Below are 21,297 nucleotides of genomic sequence, written 5' to 3' on the forward strand. Positions count from 1 at the left end.
GCCACCAACGGCCCGCTGAAGGGCGTGCTCGGCTTCACCGACCAGCCGAACGTCTCCAGCGACTTCAACCACGACCCGCGTTCGTCGATCTTCCACCTCGACCAGACCAAGGTGATGAACGGCACCCTCGTCCGTATCCTCTCCTGGTACGACAACGAGTGGGGCTTCTCCAACCGCATGGCCGACACCGCCGTCGCCATCGGCAAGACCCTCTGAGCTAGACCGAACCGCTAAGAGCCCGCTCTCCGGCTGCCCCACGCGGGGCCGCCACCGGAGGGCGGGCTCGACCGCCTCTTACCGCGGCCGACCGCCCCTATGCCGCATGCGCGGACCAGCGCACCCGGCAGGCGGCGCACGAAGCGAGGACCCCCCATGAGCAGCTTCAAGACCATCGATGACGCCGACGTCGCCGGCAAGCGCGCCCTCGTCCGCGTCGACCTCAACGTTCCCATCGAGAACGGCGTCGTCACCGACACCACCCGCATCGACCGCATCGTCCCGACCATCCGCGACCTGTCGGAAAAGGGCGCCAAGGTCGTCCTGCTCGCCCACTTCGGCCGCCCGAAGGGCGAGCGCAAGGCCGAGGACAGCCTGAAGCCGATCGTCGCCCCGCTGGCCAAGGCCATCGGCAAGCCGGTCGCCTTCGCCGACGACTGCATCGGCGAGACGGCCGAGAAGGCCATCGCCGCCCTCTCCAACGGCGACATCCTGCTGCTCGAAAACACCCGCTACTACAAGGGTGAAGAGAAGAACGACCCGGCGCTGGTCGACGCTCTCGCCAAGCTCGGCGACCTCTACGTCAACGACGCCTTCTCGGCCGCCCACCGGGCCCACGCCTCGACCGAGGGCCTCGCCCACAAGCTTCCCGCCTATGCCGGCCGCACCATGCAGGCCGAGCTGACCGCCCTCGGCGCCGCCCTCGGCACGCCCAAGCGGCCGGTGCTGGCCGTGGTCGGCGGCGCCAAGGTGTCGACCAAGATCGACCTCCTCGAAAACCTCGTCGCCAAGGTCGACATCCTGGTGATCGGTGGCGGCATGGCCAACACCTTCCTGGCCGCGCAAGGGGTCAACGTCGGCAAGTCGCTCTGCGAGCACGACCTCGCCGACACCGCCCGCCGCATCCTGGCCAAGGCCAAGGAGACCGGCTGCGAGATCGTGCTGCCGGTCGATGCCGTCATCGCCCGCGAGTTCAAGGCCGGCGCCGCCAACGAGGTGGTCGACGTCAACGCCGTTCCGGCCGACGCCATGATCCTCGACGCCGGCCCGAAGTCGGTCGACGCCGTCAACGCCGCCATCGACAAGGCCAAGACGCTGGTCTGGAACGGCCCGCTCGGCGCCTTCGAGATCGAGCCCTTCGACAAGGCCACCGTTGCCGCCGCCAGGCACGCCGCCGCCGCCACCAAGGCCGGCAAGCTGCTGACGGTCGCCGGCGGCGGCGACACCGTCTCGGCCCTCAACCATGCCGGCGTCGCCGACGACTTCACCTACATCTCGACGGCCGGCGGCGCCTTCCTCGAATGGATGGAAGGCAAGGAACTGCCGGGCGTCAAGGCGCTCGAGGGCTGAGCCTCGGTCGCCAGGCTTCCGCGCTTTCCGCGCGGGCGTCGCTGACGCGGCGTCGCGGAGCCGGACGGGTTGGTTCCTCGTGAACATCTTTGTGCTATGAAGCGCCCCGTGCCCCTTTCGGGCACGGGGTTTCCTTTTCCGGAGGTCAAGTTGCGCGCCCGCCTGTTCCTGATCACGCCCCGCGCCGTCGACGCCGCGACCTTCGCGCCCCGGCTCGAAGCGGCGCTCGCCGCCGGCGACGTCGCCTCGCTGCTGATCGCCCCGGACGTTGCCGGCGGCGCCGAGTTGCAGGCCATCGCCGAGGCGCTGGTGCCGATCGCCCAGCGCCACGACGTCGCCGCGCTGGTCGTCGGCGACAGCCGCGTCATGGGCCGCGCCCACGCCGACGGTCTCCACATCGAGACGGGCAGCGCGGCGCTGAGAGAGGCCGTCGAGGCGTTGCAGCCGAAATCCATCGTCGGCGCCGGCAACCTCCGCGCCCGCCACGAGGCGATGGAGGCCGGCGAGGCCAATGCCGACTACGTCTTCTTCGGCCTTCTCGACCTCGACGAGAGCGACGAGCCGCACCGCAAGACGATCGACCTCGGCGCCTGGTGGGCCGAGCTGTTCGAGCCGCCCTGCGTGCTGCTGGCCGGCCGCTCCATGGCCTCGGTCGAGACCTGCGCCCGCACCGGCGCCGATTTCGTCGCCCTGCGCGCCGCCGTCTGGGAGCACCCGGACGGACCGGCCGTCGCCGTCACCGAGGCCAACGCCATCCTCGACCGCGTCGCCGCCGCCTTTCCGGACGACTAGCCGCACCCGCCCGAAAAGGTGCGGCCGTCTCCGATCGGGCGGATGCGCAAGACAGGTTGGAGCCAAGGCCGGACCAGCCGTTGCTCCGACCGCCGCAATCCCGGCCAACTTGGCCGCTAACCCTCTCCCACGACCCACCAGAGCCGAAGCCCGCGATGCTGATGCCGCCTGAAGTCCGCGCCACCCGTCTCGTTGCCGCGCTTGGCCTCGCCCTCCTCGCCGCGCCGGCCGCGGCGGTCGAATCCGCGCCGGTGCCGCCGGCGCCGCCGGCCGCAGCGCCGGCCGTTCCGGACCTTCTGGCCTCGCTGCCCGACAACGACAAGATCGACTACGCCTTCGGCGCCTTCCAGCGCGGCTTCTACCTCACCGCCTTCGAGATCGCCGTCGAGCGGGCCAAGCTCGGCGACGCCAAGGCGCAGAGCCTGATCGGCTATCTCTATGCCAACGGCCTCGGCCTGCCGCAGAAGCCCGAGGAAGCGGTGATCTGGTACAAGCTGGCCGCCCGCGACGGCGACCCGCAGGCGCTGGTCGAGCTGGCCAACCTTTCCGCCCTCGGCATCGGCGCGCCGGTCGACAAGAAGCAGGCGGCGAGCTACCTCGAAGAGGCGATCGGCAAGGGCGTGGTCGAGGCCAACTACTGGCTCGGCCTCCTCTGCATCGACCCTTCCTCCGGCATCACCGACTTCACCCGCGCCGCTGCCCTGTTCAAGGCGGCCGCCGCCGAGGGCAACGTCGACGCCGTCTACGCGCTCGCCGCCCTCAACCGCGAGGGCCAGGGCGTGCCGAAGAACGACACCGAGGCGGCCCGGCTGATGGGCGAGGCGGCGCGCGCCGGCCATGTTGCCGCCCAGGTCGAATATGCCATCATGATGTTCAACGGCACCGGCGTCGCCCGCGACCAGAAGACCGCCGCCGCCTGGTTCAAGCTGGCGGCCGGCGCCGGCAACCCGGTGGCCGAGAGCCGCCTTGCCCGCCTCTACGCCACCGGCGAGGGCGTGCCGCGCGACCTCGACGCCGCTCGCCGCTGGCACGGCCGCGCCGCCGCCGCCGGCCTCGCCGATCCCTGGCTCGACAAGCTGCTGGCCGACGAGGCGCCGAAGGCCGGCGACAAGCCCCCCAATCTGCCCGGCGTCGACGCCGGCAACTGAGCGGCATAAAAACCGCACTTGCGCTCCGCGGCCGTTTGTGATGGCTACGCGGGCAAGCGCTTTTCCCTGAAGGTATCCCGAAAATGGCTCGTTCCGCCCTCCTCAACGTCATGGTCCAGGCCGTCCGCAAGGCCGGACGCGGCCTCACCCGCGATTTCGGCGAGGTCGAGAACCTGCAGGTGTCGCTGAAGGGGCCGGGCGACTTCGTCTCGGCCGCCGACAAGCGCTCCGAGCAGGTGCTGTTCGACGAGTTGAAGCGCGTCCGCCCCGCCTACGGCTTCCTGATGGAGGAGCGGGGCGAGGTGGCCGGCGACGACGAGCAGCACCGCTGGGTGGTCGACCCGCTCGACGGCACCGCCAACTTCCTGCACGGCATCCCGATCTTCTCGATCTCGGTGTCGCTGGAGAGGAATGGCGTGCCGGTGGCCGCCGTCGTCTTCAACCCGGCCACCGACGAACTCTACACCGCCGAGCGCGGCGCCGGCGCCTTCGTCAACGATCGCCGCCTGCGCGTCTCGGCCCGCCGCGACATGCCCGAATGCGTCATCGGCACCGGCATCCCGCATCTCGGCCGCGGCAACCACCCGCGCTATCTGGCCGAACTGCGGCAGGTGATGGCCAACTGCGCCGGCGTCCGCCGGCTCGGCTCGGCCGCCCTCGACCTCTGCTACGTCGCCGCCGGCAAGTTCGACGGCTTCTGGGAGGACGACCTCAACCCCTGGGACACCTCGGCCGGCTGGCTGATGATCAAGGAGTCCGGCGGCTTCGTCACCGACAAGGCCGGCAAGGACGACATGCACGCCTCGCGCACGCTGGTGGCCGGCAACGAGGCGATCCACGCCCAGCTCCTCGCCGCGCTTCGGAAGGCCTGACCGCCGGTCGGTCCGGCTTCCCCCGAAAAATGCGCGGGATGGGGTCGGGCACCTTGCTCTTTTCGCCTTAAATCGCGTTTACTGTGCGCCGCGACCAGCGAGAGCAAGCGACAGAACCATGGCCAAAGACGCGTCCGGCATCAAGCTCACCAGCCCCCAGGTGTATCTCTGGCGGATGGCGGTGTTCCTGGTCATCGCCGCCTTCGTCGGCCTTCTCCTGTCGCGGCAGCTGAAGACCGCCTTCATGGCCAACCCCGGCCTCAACGGCCTGATCTTCTCGGTGGCGCTGGTCGGCATCCTCCTGATCTTCCGGCAGGTGATCCGCCTGTTCCCCGAGGTGCGCTGGGTCAACACCTATCGCTTCGGCGAACCCGGCCTCGAAGTGCGCAAGCAGCCGGTGCTGCTCGCCCCGATGGCGACGCTGCTCGGCGACCGCCTCGGGACGCGGGCGATCTCCGCCTCGGCCATGCGCTCGCTGCTCGAATCGATCGCCACCCGCCTCGACGAGGCGCGCGACATCTCGCGCTACATGACCGGCCTCCTGGTGTTCCTCGGCTTGCTCGGCACCTTCTACGGCCTGATCTCCACCGTCAATTCGGTGGGCGCCACCATCCAGGGCCTCGACGTCGGCTCGGGCACGGCCAGCGTCATCTTCGAGGACCTGAAAAGCGGCTTGCAGGCGCCGCTCGGCGGCATGGGCACCGCCTTCTCGTCGTCGCTGTTCGGCCTCGCCGGCTCGCTGATCGTCGGCTTCCTCGACCTCCAGGCCGGGCAGGCGCAGAACCGCTTCTACCTCGACCTCGAAGACTGGCTGTCCACCCAGGCCGAACTCGATTCGGCCGGCGACGTCGGCGATTCCATCCGCAACGCCCAGAACATCGACGATCTCCGCGGCGCGCTCGACCGGCTGTCCAAGCAGATCCAGGAGGGCGGCAGCGGCGGCCGCTCCAGCCAGGCGATGGCCAACCTCGCCGAGGGCATCCAGGGCCTCGTGCAGCACATGCGCGCCGAGCAGCAGCTGGTGCGCGCCTGGGCCGAGAGCCAGGGCGAGCAGCAGAAGGAAATCCGCCGGCTGCTCGAACTCCTCACCGGCGCCGTCGAGCGATCCGACCGCTCCTGAGCATCGAACGGAGAGGTTGACCGACCATGGCCCTCGGACGCCGCAGGTTCACCACCCAGCAGGATTACTGGCCGGCCTTCGTCGACATGCTGACCACGCTGGTGCTGTCGATCATCTTCCTGCTGTCGGTGTTCTCGCTGGCCCAGTTCTTCCTCAGCCAGCAGATCACCGACAAGGATACCGTGCTCGGGCGCCTCAACGCCCAGATCGCCGAGCTGACCGAGCTGCTGGCCATGGAGCGCGCCTCCAATCGCGACCTCCAGGACAACGTGGCGCTGCTGGAATCGAACCTCAAGGACGCCCAGGCCGCCCGCGACAATCTGCAGGGCCTGATCGCCAGCCAGTCGGGCGCCACCGACGCCGCCGACACCAAGGTGCAGGCGCTGACCACCCAGCTTTCCGACGAGAAGCGCGCCAGCCAGCGGGCGCTCGCCCAGGTGGAGCTGCTCAACCAGCAGATCGCCGCGCTGCGCCGCCAGATCGCCGCCCTCGAGGACGCCCTCAACGCCTCCGAATCGCGCGACCGCGAAAGCTCGGCCAAGATCGCCGACCTCGGCCGTCGCCTCAACGTGGCGCTGGCCCAGCGCGTGCAGGAACTGGCCCGCTACCGCTCCGACTTCTTCGGACGCCTGAGGGAAATCCTGTCGCAGCGTTCCGACATCCGCGTCGTCGGCGACCGCTTCGTCTTCCAGTCGGAGGTGCTGTTCGACAGCGGCGCCGCCGACGTCAACCCGGCCGGCCAGGGCGAACTCGACAAGCTGGCCGAGGCGCTGTTGCAGCTCGAAGGCCAGATCCCGCCGGAGATCGCCTGGGTGCTGCGCGTCGACGGCCACACCGATGCCCGGCCGCTCAGCGGCTCCGGCCGCTTCCGCGACAACTGGGAGCTTTCGGCCGCCCGCGCCATCTCCGTGGTGAAATACCTGATCGGCAAGGGCATCTCGCCCAACCATCTGGTGGCCGCCGGCTTCGGCGAGTTCCAGCCGCTGGAGCCGGGCGACAGCGACGAGGCCAACGCCAAGAACCGCCGCATCGAGCTGAAGCTGACCGAGCGCTGACCCGGCGTAACAGTCTTTCACAATATTTGACCGGACAGCGTTCACCGGCCGTTTATCATCCTGCCCGCAGAAATGGTCAGGCGCCGGGCGTGCGCCTTTTGAGGAAAGCGCGGACGGACGACATGGCACGCAGATTTTTCGGAACCGACGGCATCCGCGGCACGGCGAACAGCTGGCCGATCACCCCGGAGATCGCCCTCAAGGTCGGCATGGCGGCCGGCCTCGCCTTCCATCGCGGCGACCATCGCCACCGCGTCGTCATCGGCAAGGACACCCGCCTCTCCGGCTACATGATCGAGCCGGCGCTGACCGCCGGCTTCACCGCCGTCGGCGTCGACGTGTTCCTGACCGGCCCGGTGCCGACGCCGGCCGTCGCCATGCTGACGCGCAGCTTGCGCGCCGACCTCGGCGTGATGATCTCCGCCTCTCACAATCCCTTCGCCGACAACGGCATCAAGCTGTTCGGCCCCGACGGCTACAAGCTCTCCGACGAGGTGGAGCTGGCCATCGAGGAGATGCTGGACGGCGATTTCACCGGCCGCCTCGCCGCCCCCGCCGACCTCGGCCGCGCCAAGCGCGTCGACGGCGAGCGCGCCCGCTACGTCGAATCCGCCAAGCGCACCCTCTCCCGCCACATCTCCTTCGAGGGCCTGCGCGTGGTGGTCGACTGCGCCAACGGCGCCGCCTACAAGGTGGCGCCGGAAGTGCTGTGGGAGCTGGGCGCCGAGGTGGTGGCGCTCGGCGTCGAGCCCAACGGCCTCAACATCAACCGCGACTGCGGCTCGACCAGCCTCGCCGCCATCACCGACAAGGTGCGCGAGGTGAGGGCCGACATCGGCATCGCGCTCGACGGCGACGCCGACCGCGTCATCATCATCGACGAGAAGGGCCAGGTGGTGGACGGCGACCAGTTGATGGCCGTTGTCGCCGCCTCCTTCAAGGAGGACGGCCGCCTCGCCCGGCCCGGCCTCGTCGCCACCGTCATGTCCAACCTCGGCCTCGAACGCTATCTCCAGGGCATCGGCCTGGAACTCGTCCGCACCAAGGTCGGCGACCGCTACGTCGTCGAGGCGATGCGGGCCGGCGGCTACAACGTCGGCGGCGAGCAGTCGGGCCACATCGTGCTGTCCGACTACGCCACCACCGGCGACGGCCTGGTCGCCGCCTTGCAGGTGCTGGCCGTCGTCAAGCGCTCCGGCAAGCCGGTGAGCGAGGTCTGCCATCGATTCGAGCCGGTGCCGCAGCTTCTGAAGAACGTCCGCGTCAGGGGCGGCAAGCCGCTGGAGGACGAGGCGGTCAAGGCGTCGATCCTGGCGGCCGAGAGCCGGCTCGGCGCCGGCGGCCGCATCCTGGTCCGCGCGTCGGGCACCGAGCCGCTGATTCGCGTCATGGGCGAAGGCGACGACGCCGACCTCGTCGCCGCGGCGGTCGGCGACATCGTCGAGGCCATCGGCAAGGCCGCCGCCTGAGCAACCGATGCTCCCGCGATGGAAAACGCCCCGGCAGCCAGACGCGGCCGGGGCGTTTCTTTTGCGCCGCCGCGCCACCGATGGTCGTTTTCATCTTCCGTCAAGGTTAAGCAACGTAGTTAAGTCTGGATTAACCGACTTGCCCTAAAGATCGATCCGACAGTGATGAAGACCGGCGGCCCGCCGCCTCGCGATCATGCTTCTCGCGGAAGGATCGAACCATGCGCAGTCTCACAACGAACCTCTCCCTGGCCATGGCTGCGACTTTCGGCCTCGCGGCCCTCTCCGGCGCAGTCCGTGCCGCCGACATGCCGGTGGAATATCCGCCGATCATCGAGGCGCCCGAGCCGATGCCGCTGCCGGCCATTGGCGGCTGGTATCTCCGTGGCGATATCGGCTACAAGTATTATCAGGCACCCAAGGGGTCGGTGGGCAATGTGAACTTCGGTGGCGGCCAATACGCTACCGGCGGTCATGATCAGATGATCAAGGAAAAGATGCTGGGCGCAGCCGATTTCGGTGTCGGCGCCGGCTACAAGTTCAACGACTATCTCCGCACCGACCTAACGCTCGACTATGAGACACCCGCCAAGTTCAGGGGCTCGTTGTGGTGCCAGACATCTTGTGGCAGCGGTAACTATTACGATACCGAGCGTGTCAAGATCAGTGCCTGGAGCGCCCTCGCCAACGTCTACGCCGATCTCGGCAACTTCCACGGAATCGTCCCCTATGTCGGCGCCGGCGCCGGCGCGTCCTATCTCAGGACGAGCAGCGTCGAAACGAGCAACAAGGACGCAAGCGGCCCCAATCCCAAGGGCGACGGCAAGTGGAACTTTGCCTGGGCGCTGATGGCCGGTGTCGAATATCCGATCAACGACCAGCTCAGCCTCGACCTCGGCTACCGCTACCTCAACCTCGGCGACGCCAGGACGGGGTATGTGGACGACGGCGCTGGCAACAGCACCCACATGAATTACAAGGATATCACCGCCCACGAGGTGCGTGTCGGCCTGCGCTACTATCTCAACTGAGACATCTCCAGGCGATCATCCGGCGGCGGGAGGACCTTGTCCTTCCGCCGCTTGCTTTTCAGCAACACCTTCGCCTCGCCGCGCTCAACCCGGCTTGACGACGCACTACCTTTCCGATAGCTCAGGCGGCGGGACACTCCTCCCCACCGAGGAGCACCTATCTGAGAGGATAGTTACATGACTGACGCCCCCGCCGCGCCGGCTCTGAAGCCGGCTAATCCTCGTTTTTCCTCCGGCCCCTGCGCCAAGCGCCCTGGGTGGACCGTCGAGGCCTTGTCGGGAGCGCCAGTCGGCCGCTCCCATCGCGCCAAGATCGGCAAGACCAAGCTCGCGGAAGCCATCGACCTGACGCGCAAGGTGCTGCGCGTGCCGGCCGATTACCGCATCGGCATCGTGCCGGCCTCCGACACCGGCGCCGTCGAGATGGCGCTGTGGTCGCTCCTGGGCGCCCGTCCCGCCGACATGCTGGCCTGGGAATCCTTCGGCGCCGGCTGGGTGACCGACGTCGTCAAGCAGCTCAAGATCGACGCCCGCGTCCTTGAGGCGCCCTACGGCGACATCGTCGACTTCGCCAAGGTCGATTTCGACCGCGACGTGGTGTTCACCTGGAACGGCACCACCTCCGGCGTGCGCGTGCCGAACGGCGACCTGATCCCGGCGGACCGCCAGGGCCTCACCATCTGCGACGCCACCTCCGCCGCCTTCGCGCAGTCGCTCCCCTTCGACAAGCTCGACGTCGTCACCTTCTCCTGGCAGAAGGTGCTGGGCGGCGAGGGCGGCCACGGCATGCTGATCCTCTCCCCGCGCGCCGTCGCCCGCCTCGAAAGCTACAAGCCGGCCTGGCCGCTGCCGAAGATCTTCCGCCTGACCTCCGGCGGCAAGCTGATCGAGGGCATCTTCAAGGGCGACACCATCAACACGCCGTCGATGATCGCCGTCGAGGACTATATCGACGCGCTGAAGTGGGCCGACGCCATCGGCGGCCTCGACGCGCTGGTCGCCCGCGCCGACGCCAACACCAAGGTCATCGCCGACTGGGTGGCGAGGACGCCGTCGGTCGCCTTCCTGGCGAAGACCGAGGCGATCCGCTCCAACACCTCGGTCTGCCTGTCCTTCGTCCACCCGCAAGTCGCCGCGCTCGACGTCGAGGGCCAGCAGGCTTTCGTCAAGTCGCTGACCGGGCTTCTGGAGAAGGAAGGCGTCGCCTTCGACATCGCCTCCTACCGCGACGCCCCTCCCGGCCTGCGCATCTGGTGCGGCGCCACCGTCGAGACCGCCGACGTCGCCGCCCTGACGCCGTGGATCGACTGGGCGTTCGACAAGGCGCTGGCCGGCCTCGCCAAGGCCGCCTGACCCGACGCGTCCGGAGACGGGCGAGCCTCCGGCTCCGCCCGCTCCCTCTCCCTTCCCCGAAGCGGGAAGCCAACCTTCAGCCGCAGCGACATTCCATCCGGCGCCACCGGTCTCTTTCCGCATCTCCTCTCCTTGAGGGGCGGGAAACGGGCAAGGTTGAGGCGCCAGCCAACCAGGATGACTCCCATGGCTCCTCGCGTTCTCATTTCCGACAAGCTGTCCGCCACCGCCGTCCAGATCTTCAAGGACCACGGCGTCGAGGTCGACTACCAGCCCGATCTCGGCAAGGACAAGGACAAGCTGGCCGAGATCATCGGCAACTACGACGGCCTCGCCATCCGCTCGACCACCAAGGTCACCGAGAAGCTCTTGGCCAACGCCAGGAATCTCAAGGTGATCGGCCGCGCCGGCATCGGCGTCGACAACGTCGACGTGCCCGCCGCCACGGCGCGCGGCGTCATCGTCATGAACACGCCGTTCGGCAACTCGATCACTACCGCCGAGCACGCCATCGCCCTGATGTTCGCGCTGGCCCGCGACATTCCCGAGGCCAACGCCTCGACGCACGCCGGCAAGTGGGAGAAGAACCGCTTCATGGGCGTCGAGCTGACCAGCAAGACGCTCGGCATCATCGGCTGCGGCAACATCGGCTCGATCGTCGCCGACCGCGCCGTCGCCCTGAAGATGCGCGTCATCGTCTACGATCCGTTCCTGTCCAACGAGCGCGCCGTCGAACTGGGCGTCGAGAAGGTGGAGCTGGACGACCTGTTCCGCCGCGCCGACTTCATCACGCTGCACGTGCCGCTGATCGAGAAGACGCGCAACATCATCGACATCTCGGCCATCCTGAAGATGAAGAAGGGCGTCCGGATCATCAACTGCGCCCGCGGCGGCCTGATCGTCGAGGCCGACCTGAAGGCGGCCCTCGATTCCGGCCACGTCGCCGGCGCCGCCCTCGACGTGTTCGAGACCGAGCCGGCCAGCGCCCATCCGCTGTTCGGCCACCCGAAGGTGGTCTGCACGCCGCATCTCGGCGCCTCCACCACCGAGGCGCAGGAGAACGTGGCGCTCCAGGTGGCCGAGCAGATGTCGGACTATCTGATGAAGGGCGCCGTCTCCAACGCCCTCAACATGCCCTCGATCACCGCCGAGGAGGCGCCGCGCCTCACCCCGTTCGTCAAGCTCGCCGAACTGCTCGGCTCGTTCGCCGGCCAGCTCACCGAAACCGGCCTCAAGGCGATCCGCATCGAATACGAGGGCGAGGTGGCCGGCATGAACACCCGCGCCCTCTCCGCCGCGGCGATCACCGGCGTCCTGAAGCCGCTCCTGCAGTCGGTCAACATGGTGTCGGCGCCGGTGATGGCCAAGGAGCGCGGCATCGCCGTCGCCGAGGTGCGCAACAACGCGTCCGCCAACTTCGAGAGCCTGATCCGCCTGACGCTGACCACCGACCGCCAGGAGCGGTCGATCGCCGGCACCGTGTTCGCCGACGGCCATCCGCGCATTGTCGAGATCAAGGGCATCAAGATGGACGCCGAGTTCGCGCCGTCGATGATCTACGTCACCAACGAGGACAAGCCGGGCTTCATCGGCAAGTTCGCCGGCCTGCTCGGCGACGCCGGCATCAACATCGCCACCTTCGCCCTCGGCCGCCTCGAACAGGGCGCCGACGCCATCTGCCTCGTCGAGGTCGACGGCGACGTGCCGGCCGAGGTGCTGGACAAGGTGAAGGCCATCCCGGTGGTGCGCCAGGTGAAGGCGCTGAAGTTCTGATCGGCACCGCCAAGGCAGAACCGTGAGGAAGGGGCGCCCCGAAGCGCCCCTTTTTCGTTTCTGGCCTCCGCATCGCGTGAGGCCGTTCCGTGTTCGGGCCCCTAGGTGCCTTCCGCCGGCAAATGATCGAGCGGCAGCGGCGCCTGCGCCTTCACGGTCTGGATGGCGAAGTTGCTGCGTATATCGCTGACCCCCGGCAGCTTGAGAAGCGTGCCGAGCAGGAAGCGCTCGTAAGCGGCGAGATTGGGCAGGACGACCTGCAACAGGAAATCGGACTCTCCGGAGACCAGATGGCAGGAAACGACCTCGGGCAACGCGCGTACGGCTTCCGTGAAGGCCGCCGCCGAGTCGTCGTGATGGCGCTCGACCTTGACCCCGACGAAGACGGTCAGGTCGAGGCCGAGACCGCCGCGATCCAGGGCGGCGTGATAGCCGCCGATCACCCCGGCCTTCTCCAGAATCCGAACCCGGCGCAGGCACGGCGACGGCGACAGTCCGACCTCATCCGCCAGTTGCACGTTGGTAAGGCGGGCATCCCGTTGCAGCGCGCCCAGAATCCGGCGGTCGATGGCATCAAGCTTCACGATTGGCATATTTGGGAGATCTCAGAGCCTCTTTTTGGCATGACATGCTAATCCAGTGCCGGCTTGAAGCGCAACACGCAAGGACATGCCCCGGCTTCAAGCGCTAGCTTTCAGGCGAAAAGGCGCGAGGAGAAGCACATGGGGCTCGTCGATTTCTGGATGTTTGCCGGCGCGCTCGCCGTCGCCTATCTCGTCCCCGGACCGGACATGGTGCTGATCCTGCAAACCAGCCTGCTCAAGGGGCGGACGCAAGCCCTCGCCGTCGCGGCCGGGCTCGCCATTGCTCGCGCGACCCACGTGTTGCTCGCGGCCGCCGGACTGGCGGCACTCCTCAGGACGATGCCGGCCGCTTTCGATGTGGTGCGGGTTGTCGGGGCTGCCTATCTCATGTGGCTCGGCGTAGGCATCCTCCGCTCTTCGTCGCCCTCCTCGGGCCTCTCCGGACCGGAGGCCCGCGATGAGGGCCGATCCTGGCTGCGCGCCGCGCTGCGTGGCCTCCTGACCAATCTTCTCAATCCCAAGGCGCTGCTGTTCTGCTCGGTTCTCCTGCCGCAGTTCGTCCGGCCGGAAAACGGAAGCGTGTCGGGGCAGTTTGCGATGCTTGGGACGATCCTCGTCGCCATCGGCCTCCTGTTCGATATCGCTTACGCCGGCGCGGGCGCGACGCTCGACCGATGGACAGGCCGGCGTCCGCTCGCGCAGGGTCTCCAGCGATGGGCATTCGCAACGCTGCTGGTCGGCTTCGGCCTGCGCCTTGCCCTGTCGCAACGGCCGTTGTGAAGGCAACCGGCCGACTCCGGGCTGTCGGGATCAGGCCGCGGCGCGCTTCCAGCCGGCCGCGAGCAGGCCGGCGCCGATCATCAGCGAGCCGCCGGTCCGATTGACCAGCCTCTGGACCCGCGGCTTGCGGATCGTCTTGCGCGCCATCGCGGCCAGAAGGCCGTAGACGGTGGCGTTGGTGGCGGCCAGCCCGAGGAACGTCGCCTCGAACACCGCCATCTGAACCATGAGCGGCTCGGCGTGGTTCAGGAACTGCGGCAGGAAGGCCACGAAGAAGATGATGCTCTTGGGGTTCAGCGCCGTGACGACATAGGCATGCAGGAAGATGCGCAGCGGCCGCTCCCCGGCAGGCGAACCGGTCCCCTCGGCTGCCTCGTGGCGCGTCACCGGCGCGCGCCAGAGCCTGATGCCGAGATAGATGAGATAGGCGGCGCCAACCCACTTCAGCACGGCAAACAGCGCGGCGGAGGTGGCGAGCAGGGCTCCGAGACCAAGCATCGAAGCCGTCATCGCCGTGAAGTCGCCCAGGGCAACGCCCGCCACGGTCGCCATGCCGGCGCGCTTTCCGTGACTGAGCGCGTAGGAGATGACCAGAAGAACGGTCGGCCCGGGAATGGCCAACAAGATGGCGGATGCCGCGACGAAAGCCAGCCAGAGTTCGATGGACATGATCGCCTCCACGTTTGCGAGGAGAGAGCAATCCATGAGAACGGCCGCAAGGCAAGCGGAACCCTGAAGACCGGTCGGCGCCTGAGGTCAAAGGCAGAAGCCGCCCTCAGGCGGCTTCCGGCGCCGGGCGGCGCGGCATTCGAGGCAGGAACCGCCTCGAATGCGTCTGGCGAAACGGAGCCCCGTCGGCGACCGGGGTCAGCCCAGGGCCGCCCTCAGCTCGCCGGCGATATCCGGATGGATGTCCATCCGCTCGCGGCCGTAGGCGATGTTGGCCTTCAGGAAGCCGAGCTTGGTGCCGGTGTCGAAGGTGGTGCCGCGGAAGCGAACGCCGTAGAAGGCCTCTTCCTCGGCCAGCCGCAGCATGGAATCGGTGAGCTGGATCTCGCCGCCGGCGCCGGCGGCCTGCGTGCCCAGCAGTTCGAAGATGCGCGGTTGCAGGATGTAGCGGCCGGAGATGTAGAAGTTGGACGGCGCCTCGGCCGGCTTGGGCTTCTCCACCATGCCGGTGATCTCGTGCACGTCGGGGCCGAGCGTCTTGCCGAGGGCGACGATGCCGTAGGACGACGTCTGGGCCGGATCGCATTCCTCGAGGCTGACGATGTTGCCGCCGCTCGCCTCATAGGCGTCGACCATGCTCTTCAGGCAGGGCACCGTGTGCTTCATCAGCATGTCCGGCAGCAGCACGGCGAACGGCTCGTCGCCGACGATGTCGCGGGCGCACCAGACGGCGTGGCCGAGCCCGAGCGGCTCCTGCTGCCGGGTGAACGAGGTGGTGCCGGCGGCCGGCCGCTCGGCGCGCAGCTCTTCGAGCGCCGCCGTCTTGTGGCGGGCGGCCAGCGTCGCCTCCAGCTCGTAGGCGAGATCGAAGTGATTCTCGATCACCTCCTTGCCGCGGCCGGTGACGAAGATGAAATGCTCGATGCCGGCCGCCTTGGCCTCGTCGACGACATACTGGAGCGCCGGCCGGTCGACGACGGTCATCATCTCCTTCGGCACGGCCTTGGTGGCGGGAAGAAAGCGCGTGCCGAGGCCGGCGACGGGGAAGACGGCTTTGCGAATGCGTTTTGACATGGAGCACTCCTGGGCGGCAATCTCGATGACGATCCGGACCCTCGGACGTCGGCCGCGTGGGCGGCACCATCAATAGCGCAAAAATGTCTAATTTGGGATTGCGGAAACCGGTGACGGGCTCCGCCGCGTGCAATCGGCGGCGAAGCGATCGGGCCAGCGCGGAGGCCGACAAATCCATGCCCGAATTAACCGGTCGTTTACCAAGAGTCCCGTCTCTGAAGGAGACTGCCAGATGGAAAGGAGCGCGCCATGCGGACCCTGTCACGGATCGGCCGGAGCATCGCCCTCCTGACGCTCGCCGGGCTGATCGCCGGCTGCGCCATCCTCGGCGATTTCGGCCCATCGGGCGAACCCGGCCTGCCGCCGCTCGCCGACGGCCCGATCCCGCCGGAGTTCACCGCCTTCGTCGAGAGCCAGTGGCCGGCCGCCGAGGCGCGCGGCGTCTCTCGCGCCACCTTCGTGCGCGCCTTCCAGGGCGTCGGCCCCGACAACGACGTGCTGGTCAGGGCGACCAGCCAGCCGGAATTCTCGCGCGCCATCTGGGACTATCTCGACGACATGGCGGCCGAAAGCCGCATCGCCACCGGCCGCGACATGCTGGTCCGCCACCGTGACCTGCTCGACCGCATCGAGGCGACCTATGGCGTCGACCGCGCGGTGGTCGTCGCCATCTGGGGCATGGAGAGCAGCTACGGCGCGATCCTGCGCGATCCGACCAAGGTGAAGAACGTGGTGCGGGCACTGGCGACGCTCGGCTGGCGCGGCGGCTCGCGCGCCGCCTACGGCCGGCAGCAGCTCAACGCCGTCCTGCGCATCCTGGAGCACCACGACGTCGACGCCCGCCACATGACCGGCTCCTGGGCCGGCGCCATGGGCCAGACGCAGTTCATTCCCACCACCTATCTCGGCTATGCCGTCGATTTCGACGGCGACGGCCGCCGCGACATCTGGACCTCGGTGCCCGATGCGCTGGCCTCCACCGCCAATTATCTGAAGAAATCCGGCTGGCAGGCCGGCGCCACCTGGGGCTACGAAGTGATCCTGCCGCCCGGCTTCGACACCTCGCTGGAAGGCCGGTCGGCAACGCTCGCCGACTGGACGGCGCGCGGTTTCGCGCGCGCCGCCGGCGGCGCCTTCCCGCGCCCCGGCGATCAGGCGACGCTGCTGCTGCCGGCCGGCCCCGGCGGCCCGGCCTTCCTGACGCTCCGGAACTTCCAGGCGATCAAGCGCTACAACAACGCCAACGCCTACGCGCTGGGCGTCGGCCATCTCGCCGATCGCCTGAAGGGCGGCGGCCCCTTCGTCACGCCCTGGCCGCGCGGCTACACGCCGCTCGACGAAGACGGCCGTGCCGAGTTGCAGTCGCGCCTCCGGGCGATCGGTTTCCCTCTCGACAAGATCGATGGTAAGGTCGGCCCGCAAACCGTCGCCGCCATCCGCGCCTATCAGGCGCAGCGCGGCCTTGCCGTCACCGGCCACGCGTCGCTGGAGCTGTTGACGCTGCTCCGCGGCGGCTGAGGCCGGCGGCCGGTGCGTTCGGCTGGAGGTCCAGGCGTGTTCCGAAACTATGCGAGACTGCTGGCCATCGCCATCCTCGCCGCCGCCGTACCGTTGGCGACGCCAGCGCCGGCGCAGATCTTCAAGCCGCAGCAGCAAGGGCAACCCGACAACCGGCCGTTCCTGATGCGCCTGTTCGGCTTCGGCCAGCCCGAGGTAGTCCGACCGCCGCCGTCCGGCGGCCCACGCATCATCAAGGTACCACCGGACGGTACGCCACAGCGGCGCAAGCCGCCGCCGGCGGTCGCCGCCAAGCCGCCGCCGCCCGTCAAGAAGGACGACGCCCGCGTCGTGCTGGTGATCGGCGACCGGCTGGCCGCCGACCTCGGCCGCGGCCTCGACGTCGCCTTCGCCGACCGGCCGGACGTGGCGATCGAGACCAAGACCCTCGACGACGCCGGCCTCGCCGCCACCGCCGACATCGACTGGAAGGCCTTTCTCGAAACCCGCCTCGCCGCCAGGCCGCGGCCGGCGGCGGTGGTGGCGATGATCGGCCGCGCCGACGGCCGGCCGATCGAACTCAACGACCGCAGCGTGGACTTTCCATCGGCCGACTGGGAAACCATCTACAAGGCGCGCCTCAACGAGCTGATGCGCGTTGCCCGCGAGCACGCCGTGCCCTTTCAGTGGGTCGGCCTGGTGCCGGTCGCCGACCCCGGCGCCACCAACGACATCACTTACATCGACGGCGTCATCCGCGACGAGGCCAGCGAGAAGGGCGCCACCTACATCGACGTCTGGGACCCATTCTCCCAGAACGGCGCCTTCGCGGCGAGCGGTCCCGACCTCGACGGGCAGGTGCGGCAGCTGCGCCTGAAGGACGGCATCGGCTTCACCCGCTCCGGCTCCCGCAAGCTGGCCTTCTATGTCGAGCAGACCTTGCGGCCGGCTCTCGACGTCGCCGCCCCCACGGCCGAGCTGATGCAGAAGGTGTCCGGCGAGGGGCTGGTCATGCTGCTCAACGACCCCGGCGCCACCGGCGAGGACCGGCTGCTCGCCGCCGCCGACCTCAAGCCGCCCAAACCCGGCACCGCCCTCCACCGCCTCACCGTCGAGGGCCTGCCGCTGGAGCCGGTGGCCGGCCGCTACGATTCCGCCGCGCTGCGGTGACAGGAAAGCGGCCGGGCTCCCGAAGGAACCCGGCCGCCGCGTTTCCCGGCCGGCAGGGCCGGCCGCCATCCTGCTTCAGGCGATCTTGGGATCGCCGGCATTGGGGCCGAAGTGCTTGAGCATGACCAGCGGCTCGACCTTGCTGAGGTTGACGATGGTCAGGCCGGCCTTGGCCGCCGGCTCGCTGACGAAATACTCGTCGGCCGACAACTGGCCGTAGCGCAGCATGGTCGCCGTCTCGGCGTCGAAGACGCCGACCTTGCCATGTCCCTGGGTGAGCACGCAGCCATAGGCCGCCGCGTCGCGGATGGTGACGCTGGCGCCCGGATAGACCGTCAGCTCCTTGGCGGCGATGTAGCCGGTGGCATAGACGACCCACTTTTCGACGTGCTGCTCGCTTTCCGAGGCGATCAGCGGCGGCCGGAAATAGGTCTTGCGATAGGACGGATCGACGTTGGCCTCCCAGTCCATCAGGCTCATGACATAGTCGAGGTCTTCCTTGCTTTCCTCGGGGCAGTTCTCGACCAGGAACTCGTACGGATAGACCTCGTGGTTGACGATGTTCTCGTAGACGCTGTTGACGTCGCTGTTCCACTGCGGCTCGTAGGTGAGATAGGAGCCCGGCGCATGGACGACGCCCGGCGGCGTGTACCAGCCGGTGCCGAGCTGGATGCGATAGGCGCGCGACAGCTCGGTGACGCGATTGTCAGTCTGCCGGTAGAGCGCGAGGCGCGCCCGCACCTCGTCGCGGCTCATGTCCGGATCGAAGCCGAAATAGGTATGCGGGAACAGGCCCGGATGGTTGTTGAGCTGGGGCGGGAAGTAATAGGCTTCCGGCTTGCCCTTGCGGCCGACTCGGCGGGCGTCCTCCTCGCGGAGGTGCAGGTGCAGGAACAGCGGCGCGTTGTAGTCGAAGAACTTGGAATACATCGGCCAGGTGCCATACTTGGCCTTCAGTTCGGCGCCGATGATGTCGGCGCCCAGCTCGGCGATGGCGTCGCGGAACAGGAACTTGTCCTCGATCCGGCCGGTCGGGTCGACGTAGCTCATGCCCTCGTCGGCCGGCGCCAGCGGGCCGTTCATGGCGGCGATCACCGAGGAGAACCAGCGCTCCTTGATCGAGCCGCGCGCCGTGCCGAGCGCGTAATAGTCGTCGGGATGCAGGCGCAGGCGCTGGCCGGCCGACGAGAAGCGGCGCGGAACGAACACGGGCGCGAGACGCAGCACCCCCTCGCCTTCCTCGAAAGCGTCTCTGATTTTGGACAAAGCAGTCACGTCGACCTCCTTGGATCGTTGTTCAGTCGGTTCGATTCTGGATTGGGGTGGCCCCGGCGCGGGGTGTCAGCCTGTCGTCATCTGTGACAAACCGAGTCGCGCACGACGAGTTCGGGCCGCACGACGACGCGCGTCGGCCTGGCATGCCCGTGCTCGATACGCTCGATCAGCAGGCGCACGGCGTGCTGGCAGATCTCGCGGAACGGCTGGCGTATGGTGGTCAGCGTCGGCCGCACCATCTCGCCGAGCTGGATGCCGTCCATGCCCATGATCGACACGTCCTCGGGGATGCGCATGCCGAGCCGGGCCAGTTCCTGCATGGCGCCGATGGCCAGGAGATCGCTATGGGCCCAGATCGCCGTGAACTCGCAGCCCTGCCCGAGCAGCTTGCGCACCATGGCGATGCCGGTCTCGAATTCGAAGTCGGGGCCCGAGACGTGCTGCACCTCGATGCCCTTTTCGGTCAGGAAGCTGCGGAAGCCGTCGAGCCGCTCCCGCGACAGGCTGACCGTCTCCGGACCGCCGATGCAGGCGACCTTGCGGTGCCCCATCGAGTAGAGATAGCGGGCGGCGATCTCGCCGGCCTCGCGGTTGAACACCACCACCCGGTCGGCGTCCTCGTCGTCGGGCGCCCGGTCGATGCCGACCACCGGAATGCCGAGCCGGTTGAGGCTCTTGACCACGGCGCTCTCGTCGGAGACCTGCGACACGATGACGCCGTCGACGCTCATGCCGATGAAGTTCTTCAGCACCCGCTCCTCGGCCTCGGCGTCGGCCTGGGTGTTGCCGAGCAGCATGGTGAAGCCTTGGCTGACGCAGGCTTCCTCGACGAAGTAGATGAAGTTGGCGAAGGTCTCGTGCAGGATGCTCGGAACCATCAGGCCGATGCTCTTGCGGGACTTGTTCCGGAGGCCGCGCGCCAGAAGATTGGGCCGGTAGTCGAGCGTCCGGATCGCCTCCAGCACCCGCTCCCGCGTTTCCTCGTCGACCGGACGGCTGCCGGTGATGACCCGCGATACCGTCGATGGCGAAACGCCCGCAGCCTTGGAAACATCCTTGAGTGAAGCCAACCTTCAAATCTCCCGTTGCGCGGGGGTATCCCCCGCCGAGCGACCCGGCGGCCAGGCCGCCGGATCGCCGTCAGTTTTACCTTACTTCAAGCTGTCGACGTTTTCCTTGGTGATCAGCTTGAAGGGGATGTTCACAACCTTGGGGACTTCCTCGCCGTTCAGGATCTTGACGGCCATCTCCACCGCCGTCGCGCCCTGGCCGTGCGCATCCTGGAAGACGGTGGCGGCCATCTTGCCGTCCTTGACCGACTTCAGCGCGTCGGCGATGGCGTCGACGCCGATCACCGGGATGTCCTTGGCCTTGCCGGCCGCCTCGACCGCCTTGTAGGCGCCGAGCGCCATCTCGTCGTTCTGGGCGACGATGGCGTTGAGCGGACGGCCAGTCTGCAGCCAGTTCTCGGTGAGGCTCAGCGCCTGGGCGCGGTCCCAGTTGGCGGTCTGCTCGAACAGCACCTTGATGTCCGGGTAGTTCTCAAGGACCTGCTTGTTGCCCTCGGTGCGCTGCACCTCGGCCGAATGGCCGTTGGGGCCGTGGATGATGGCGATGTTGCCTCTGCCCCCGAGGAGATCGGCGATGTACTGCATCTCGATCCGGCCGGCCTCGATGTCGTCGGAGCCGACATAGGTGTTGGCGAGTTCGACGTTGGCGACCTGCGCGTTGAACACCACCAGCGGGATCTTGGCGGCCACCGCCTTCTGCACGGCCGGCGCGCAGCCTTCCTTGTCGAAGGGAATGAGCAGGATGGCGTCGACATGCTGGGCGATGAAATTCTCCACCTGGGAGATCTGCACCTCCGCCTTGCCCTGGCCGTCGCTCTCGATCAGGGTCACGTCGAGCTCCTTGGCCTTCTCCTCCACCGCCTTGGCGATGTTGACGATGAATTCGTTCTGAAGGTTCTGGTAGGTGACGCCGATCCGGTAGCCGGCCGACGCCGGCGACATCAGGCCGCCGACCATGGCGAACGCCGCGCAGAACATGAGAGATTTCTTCATTTACGT

19 protein-coding genes and 1 pseudogene are annotated in these 21,297 nt (G+C 68.2%); 14 read left to right on the top strand and 6 right to left on the bottom strand.

Features of this window, described 5'->3' with window-relative positions:
* The 11 genes and pseudogenes from H512_RS23950 to serA all read left to right on the top strand — a co-directional run.
* Positions 1-216: pseudogene (locus H512_RS23950) on the top strand (erythrose-4-phosphate dehydrogenase); the annotation flags it as partial.
* 156 nt (positions 217-372) lie between these two features.
* Entirely contained in the window at positions 373-1,566 is a 1,194-nt protein-coding gene (locus H512_RS0113355) for a phosphoglycerate kinase (protein ID WP_026783886.1), read from the top strand.
* Positions 1,567-1,716: 150 nt separating this feature from the next.
* Positions 1,717-2,358: a thiamine phosphate synthase gene (locus tag H512_RS23955; protein WP_036791690.1), complete on the top strand. Its 642-nt coding sequence runs from the start codon at positions 1,717-1,719 to the stop codon at positions 2,356-2,358.
* A gap of 155 nt (positions 2,359-2,513) precedes the next feature.
* Entirely contained in the window at positions 2,514-3,506 is a 993-nt protein-coding gene (locus tag H512_RS23960; RefSeq protein WP_053239851.1) for a tetratricopeptide repeat protein, read from the top strand.
* A gap of 83 nt (positions 3,507-3,589) precedes the next feature.
* Positions 3,590-4,378, top strand: coding sequence for an inositol monophosphatase family protein (locus tag H512_RS0113370; protein WP_026783887.1), 789 nt, complete (start codon positions 3,590-3,592; stop codon positions 4,376-4,378).
* A 118-nt stretch (positions 4,379-4,496) separates the two neighbouring features.
* Complete coding sequence (locus H512_RS0113375; protein WP_026783888.1) at positions 4,497-5,498, top strand: hypothetical protein; 1,002 nt, start codon at positions 4,497-4,499, stop codon at positions 5,496-5,498.
* Positions 5,499-5,524: 26 nt separating this feature from the next.
* Positions 5,525-6,553, top strand: a complete 1,029-nt coding sequence (locus H512_RS0113380) for a peptidoglycan -binding protein (RefSeq protein ID WP_026783889.1) — start codon at positions 5,525-5,527, stop codon at positions 6,551-6,553.
* A 122-nt stretch (positions 6,554-6,675) separates the two neighbouring features.
* Positions 6,676-8,022 (top strand): phosphoglucosamine mutase, encoded by a 1,347-nt coding sequence (gene glmM / locus H512_RS0113385; RefSeq protein ID WP_026783890.1) that lies wholly within the window; start codon positions 6,676-6,678, stop codon positions 8,020-8,022.
* Positions 8,023-8,243: 221 nt separating this feature from the next.
* Positions 8,244-9,053 carry an outer membrane protein gene (locus H512_RS23965; RefSeq protein ID WP_053239852.1) on the top strand — a complete coding sequence of 270 codons (810 nt, stop codon included), beginning with the start codon at positions 8,244-8,246 and terminating at the stop codon, positions 9,051-9,053.
* Between the two features lie 177 nt (positions 9,054-9,230).
* On the top strand, positions 9,231-10,406 hold the full coding sequence (locus H512_RS0113395; RefSeq protein WP_026783891.1) for a phosphoserine transaminase: 1,176 nt from the start codon (positions 9,231-9,233) through the stop codon (positions 10,404-10,406).
* Between the two features lie 186 nt (positions 10,407-10,592).
* Positions 10,593-12,179: a phosphoglycerate dehydrogenase gene (gene serA, locus H512_RS0113400; RefSeq protein ID WP_156899488.1), complete on the top strand. Its 1,587-nt coding sequence runs from the start codon at positions 10,593-10,595 to the stop codon at positions 12,177-12,179.
* A gap of 101 nt (positions 12,180-12,280) precedes the next feature.
* Here the strand turns inward: serA and H512_RS0113405 are convergent, their stop codons facing one another.
* Positions 12,281-12,772 (bottom strand): Lrp/AsnC family transcriptional regulator, encoded by a 492-nt coding sequence (locus tag H512_RS0113405; protein ID WP_026783893.1) that lies wholly within the window; start codon positions 12,770-12,772, stop codon positions 12,281-12,283.
* Between the two features lie 129 nt (positions 12,773-12,901).
* Here H512_RS0113405 and H512_RS0113410 point away from each other — a divergent pair, with 129 nt between their 5' ends.
* Positions 12,902-13,543, top strand: a complete 642-nt coding sequence (locus tag H512_RS0113410; RefSeq protein WP_026783894.1) for a LysE family translocator — start codon at positions 12,902-12,904, stop codon at positions 13,541-13,543.
* A gap of 30 nt (positions 13,544-13,573) precedes the next feature.
* Here the strand turns inward: H512_RS0113410 and H512_RS0113415 are convergent, their stop codons facing one another.
* Both H512_RS0113415 and galU read right to left on the bottom strand, forming a co-directional pair.
* On the bottom strand, positions 13,574-14,212 hold the full coding sequence (locus tag H512_RS0113415) for a LysE family translocator (RefSeq protein WP_026783895.1): 639 nt from the start codon (positions 14,210-14,212) through the stop codon (positions 13,574-13,576).
* A 198-nt stretch (positions 14,213-14,410) separates the two neighbouring features.
* Complete coding sequence (gene galU, locus H512_RS0113420) at positions 14,411-15,286, bottom strand: UTP--glucose-1-phosphate uridylyltransferase GalU (RefSeq protein ID WP_026783896.1); 876 nt, start codon at positions 15,284-15,286, stop codon at positions 14,411-14,413.
* Between the two features lie 249 nt (positions 15,287-15,535).
* On the opposite strand from galU, the gene H512_RS0113425 reads away from it, so the two are divergent.
* Together H512_RS0113425 and H512_RS0113430 are read left to right on the top strand one after the other, a co-directional pair.
* The gene (locus tag H512_RS0113425; RefSeq protein WP_053239853.1) at positions 15,536-16,804 is read left to right on the top strand and encodes a lytic murein transglycosylase; all 1,269 of its coding nucleotides are present in this window, start codon (positions 15,536-15,538) and stop codon (positions 16,802-16,804) included.
* Positions 16,805-16,840: 36 nt separating this feature from the next.
* A complete protein-coding gene (locus tag H512_RS0113430) occupies positions 16,841-17,953 on the top strand; it encodes an SGNH/GDSL hydrolase family protein (RefSeq protein ID WP_026783898.1) in 1,113 nt (370 codons plus the stop codon).
* A 75-nt stretch (positions 17,954-18,028) separates the two neighbouring features.
* Here the strand turns inward: H512_RS0113430 and H512_RS0113435 are convergent, their stop codons facing one another.
* The 3 genes from H512_RS0113435 to H512_RS0113445 form a co-directional block, all read right to left on the bottom strand.
* The gene (locus H512_RS0113435) at positions 18,029-19,228 is read right to left on the bottom strand and encodes a cupin domain-containing protein (protein ID WP_210162695.1); all 1,200 of its coding nucleotides are present in this window, start codon (positions 19,226-19,228) and stop codon (positions 18,029-18,031) included.
* A gap of 77 nt (positions 19,229-19,305) precedes the next feature.
* Entirely contained in the window at positions 19,306-20,298 is a 993-nt protein-coding gene (locus H512_RS23970) for a LacI family DNA-binding transcriptional regulator (protein ID WP_053239854.1), read from the bottom strand.
* 81 nt (positions 20,299-20,379) lie between these two features.
* Positions 20,380-21,291 carry an ABC transporter substrate binding protein gene (locus H512_RS0113445; RefSeq protein WP_026783900.1) on the bottom strand — a complete coding sequence of 304 codons (912 nt, stop codon included), beginning with the start codon at positions 21,289-21,291 and terminating at the stop codon, positions 20,380-20,382.
* Positions 21,292-21,297 lie beyond the last annotated feature (6 nt).

The sequence above is a fragment of the Pleomorphomonas koreensis DSM 23070 genome (genome assembly GCF_000425185.1).
Classification (GTDB): domain Bacteria; phylum Pseudomonadota; class Alphaproteobacteria; order Rhizobiales; family Pleomorphomonadaceae; genus Pleomorphomonas; species Pleomorphomonas koreensis.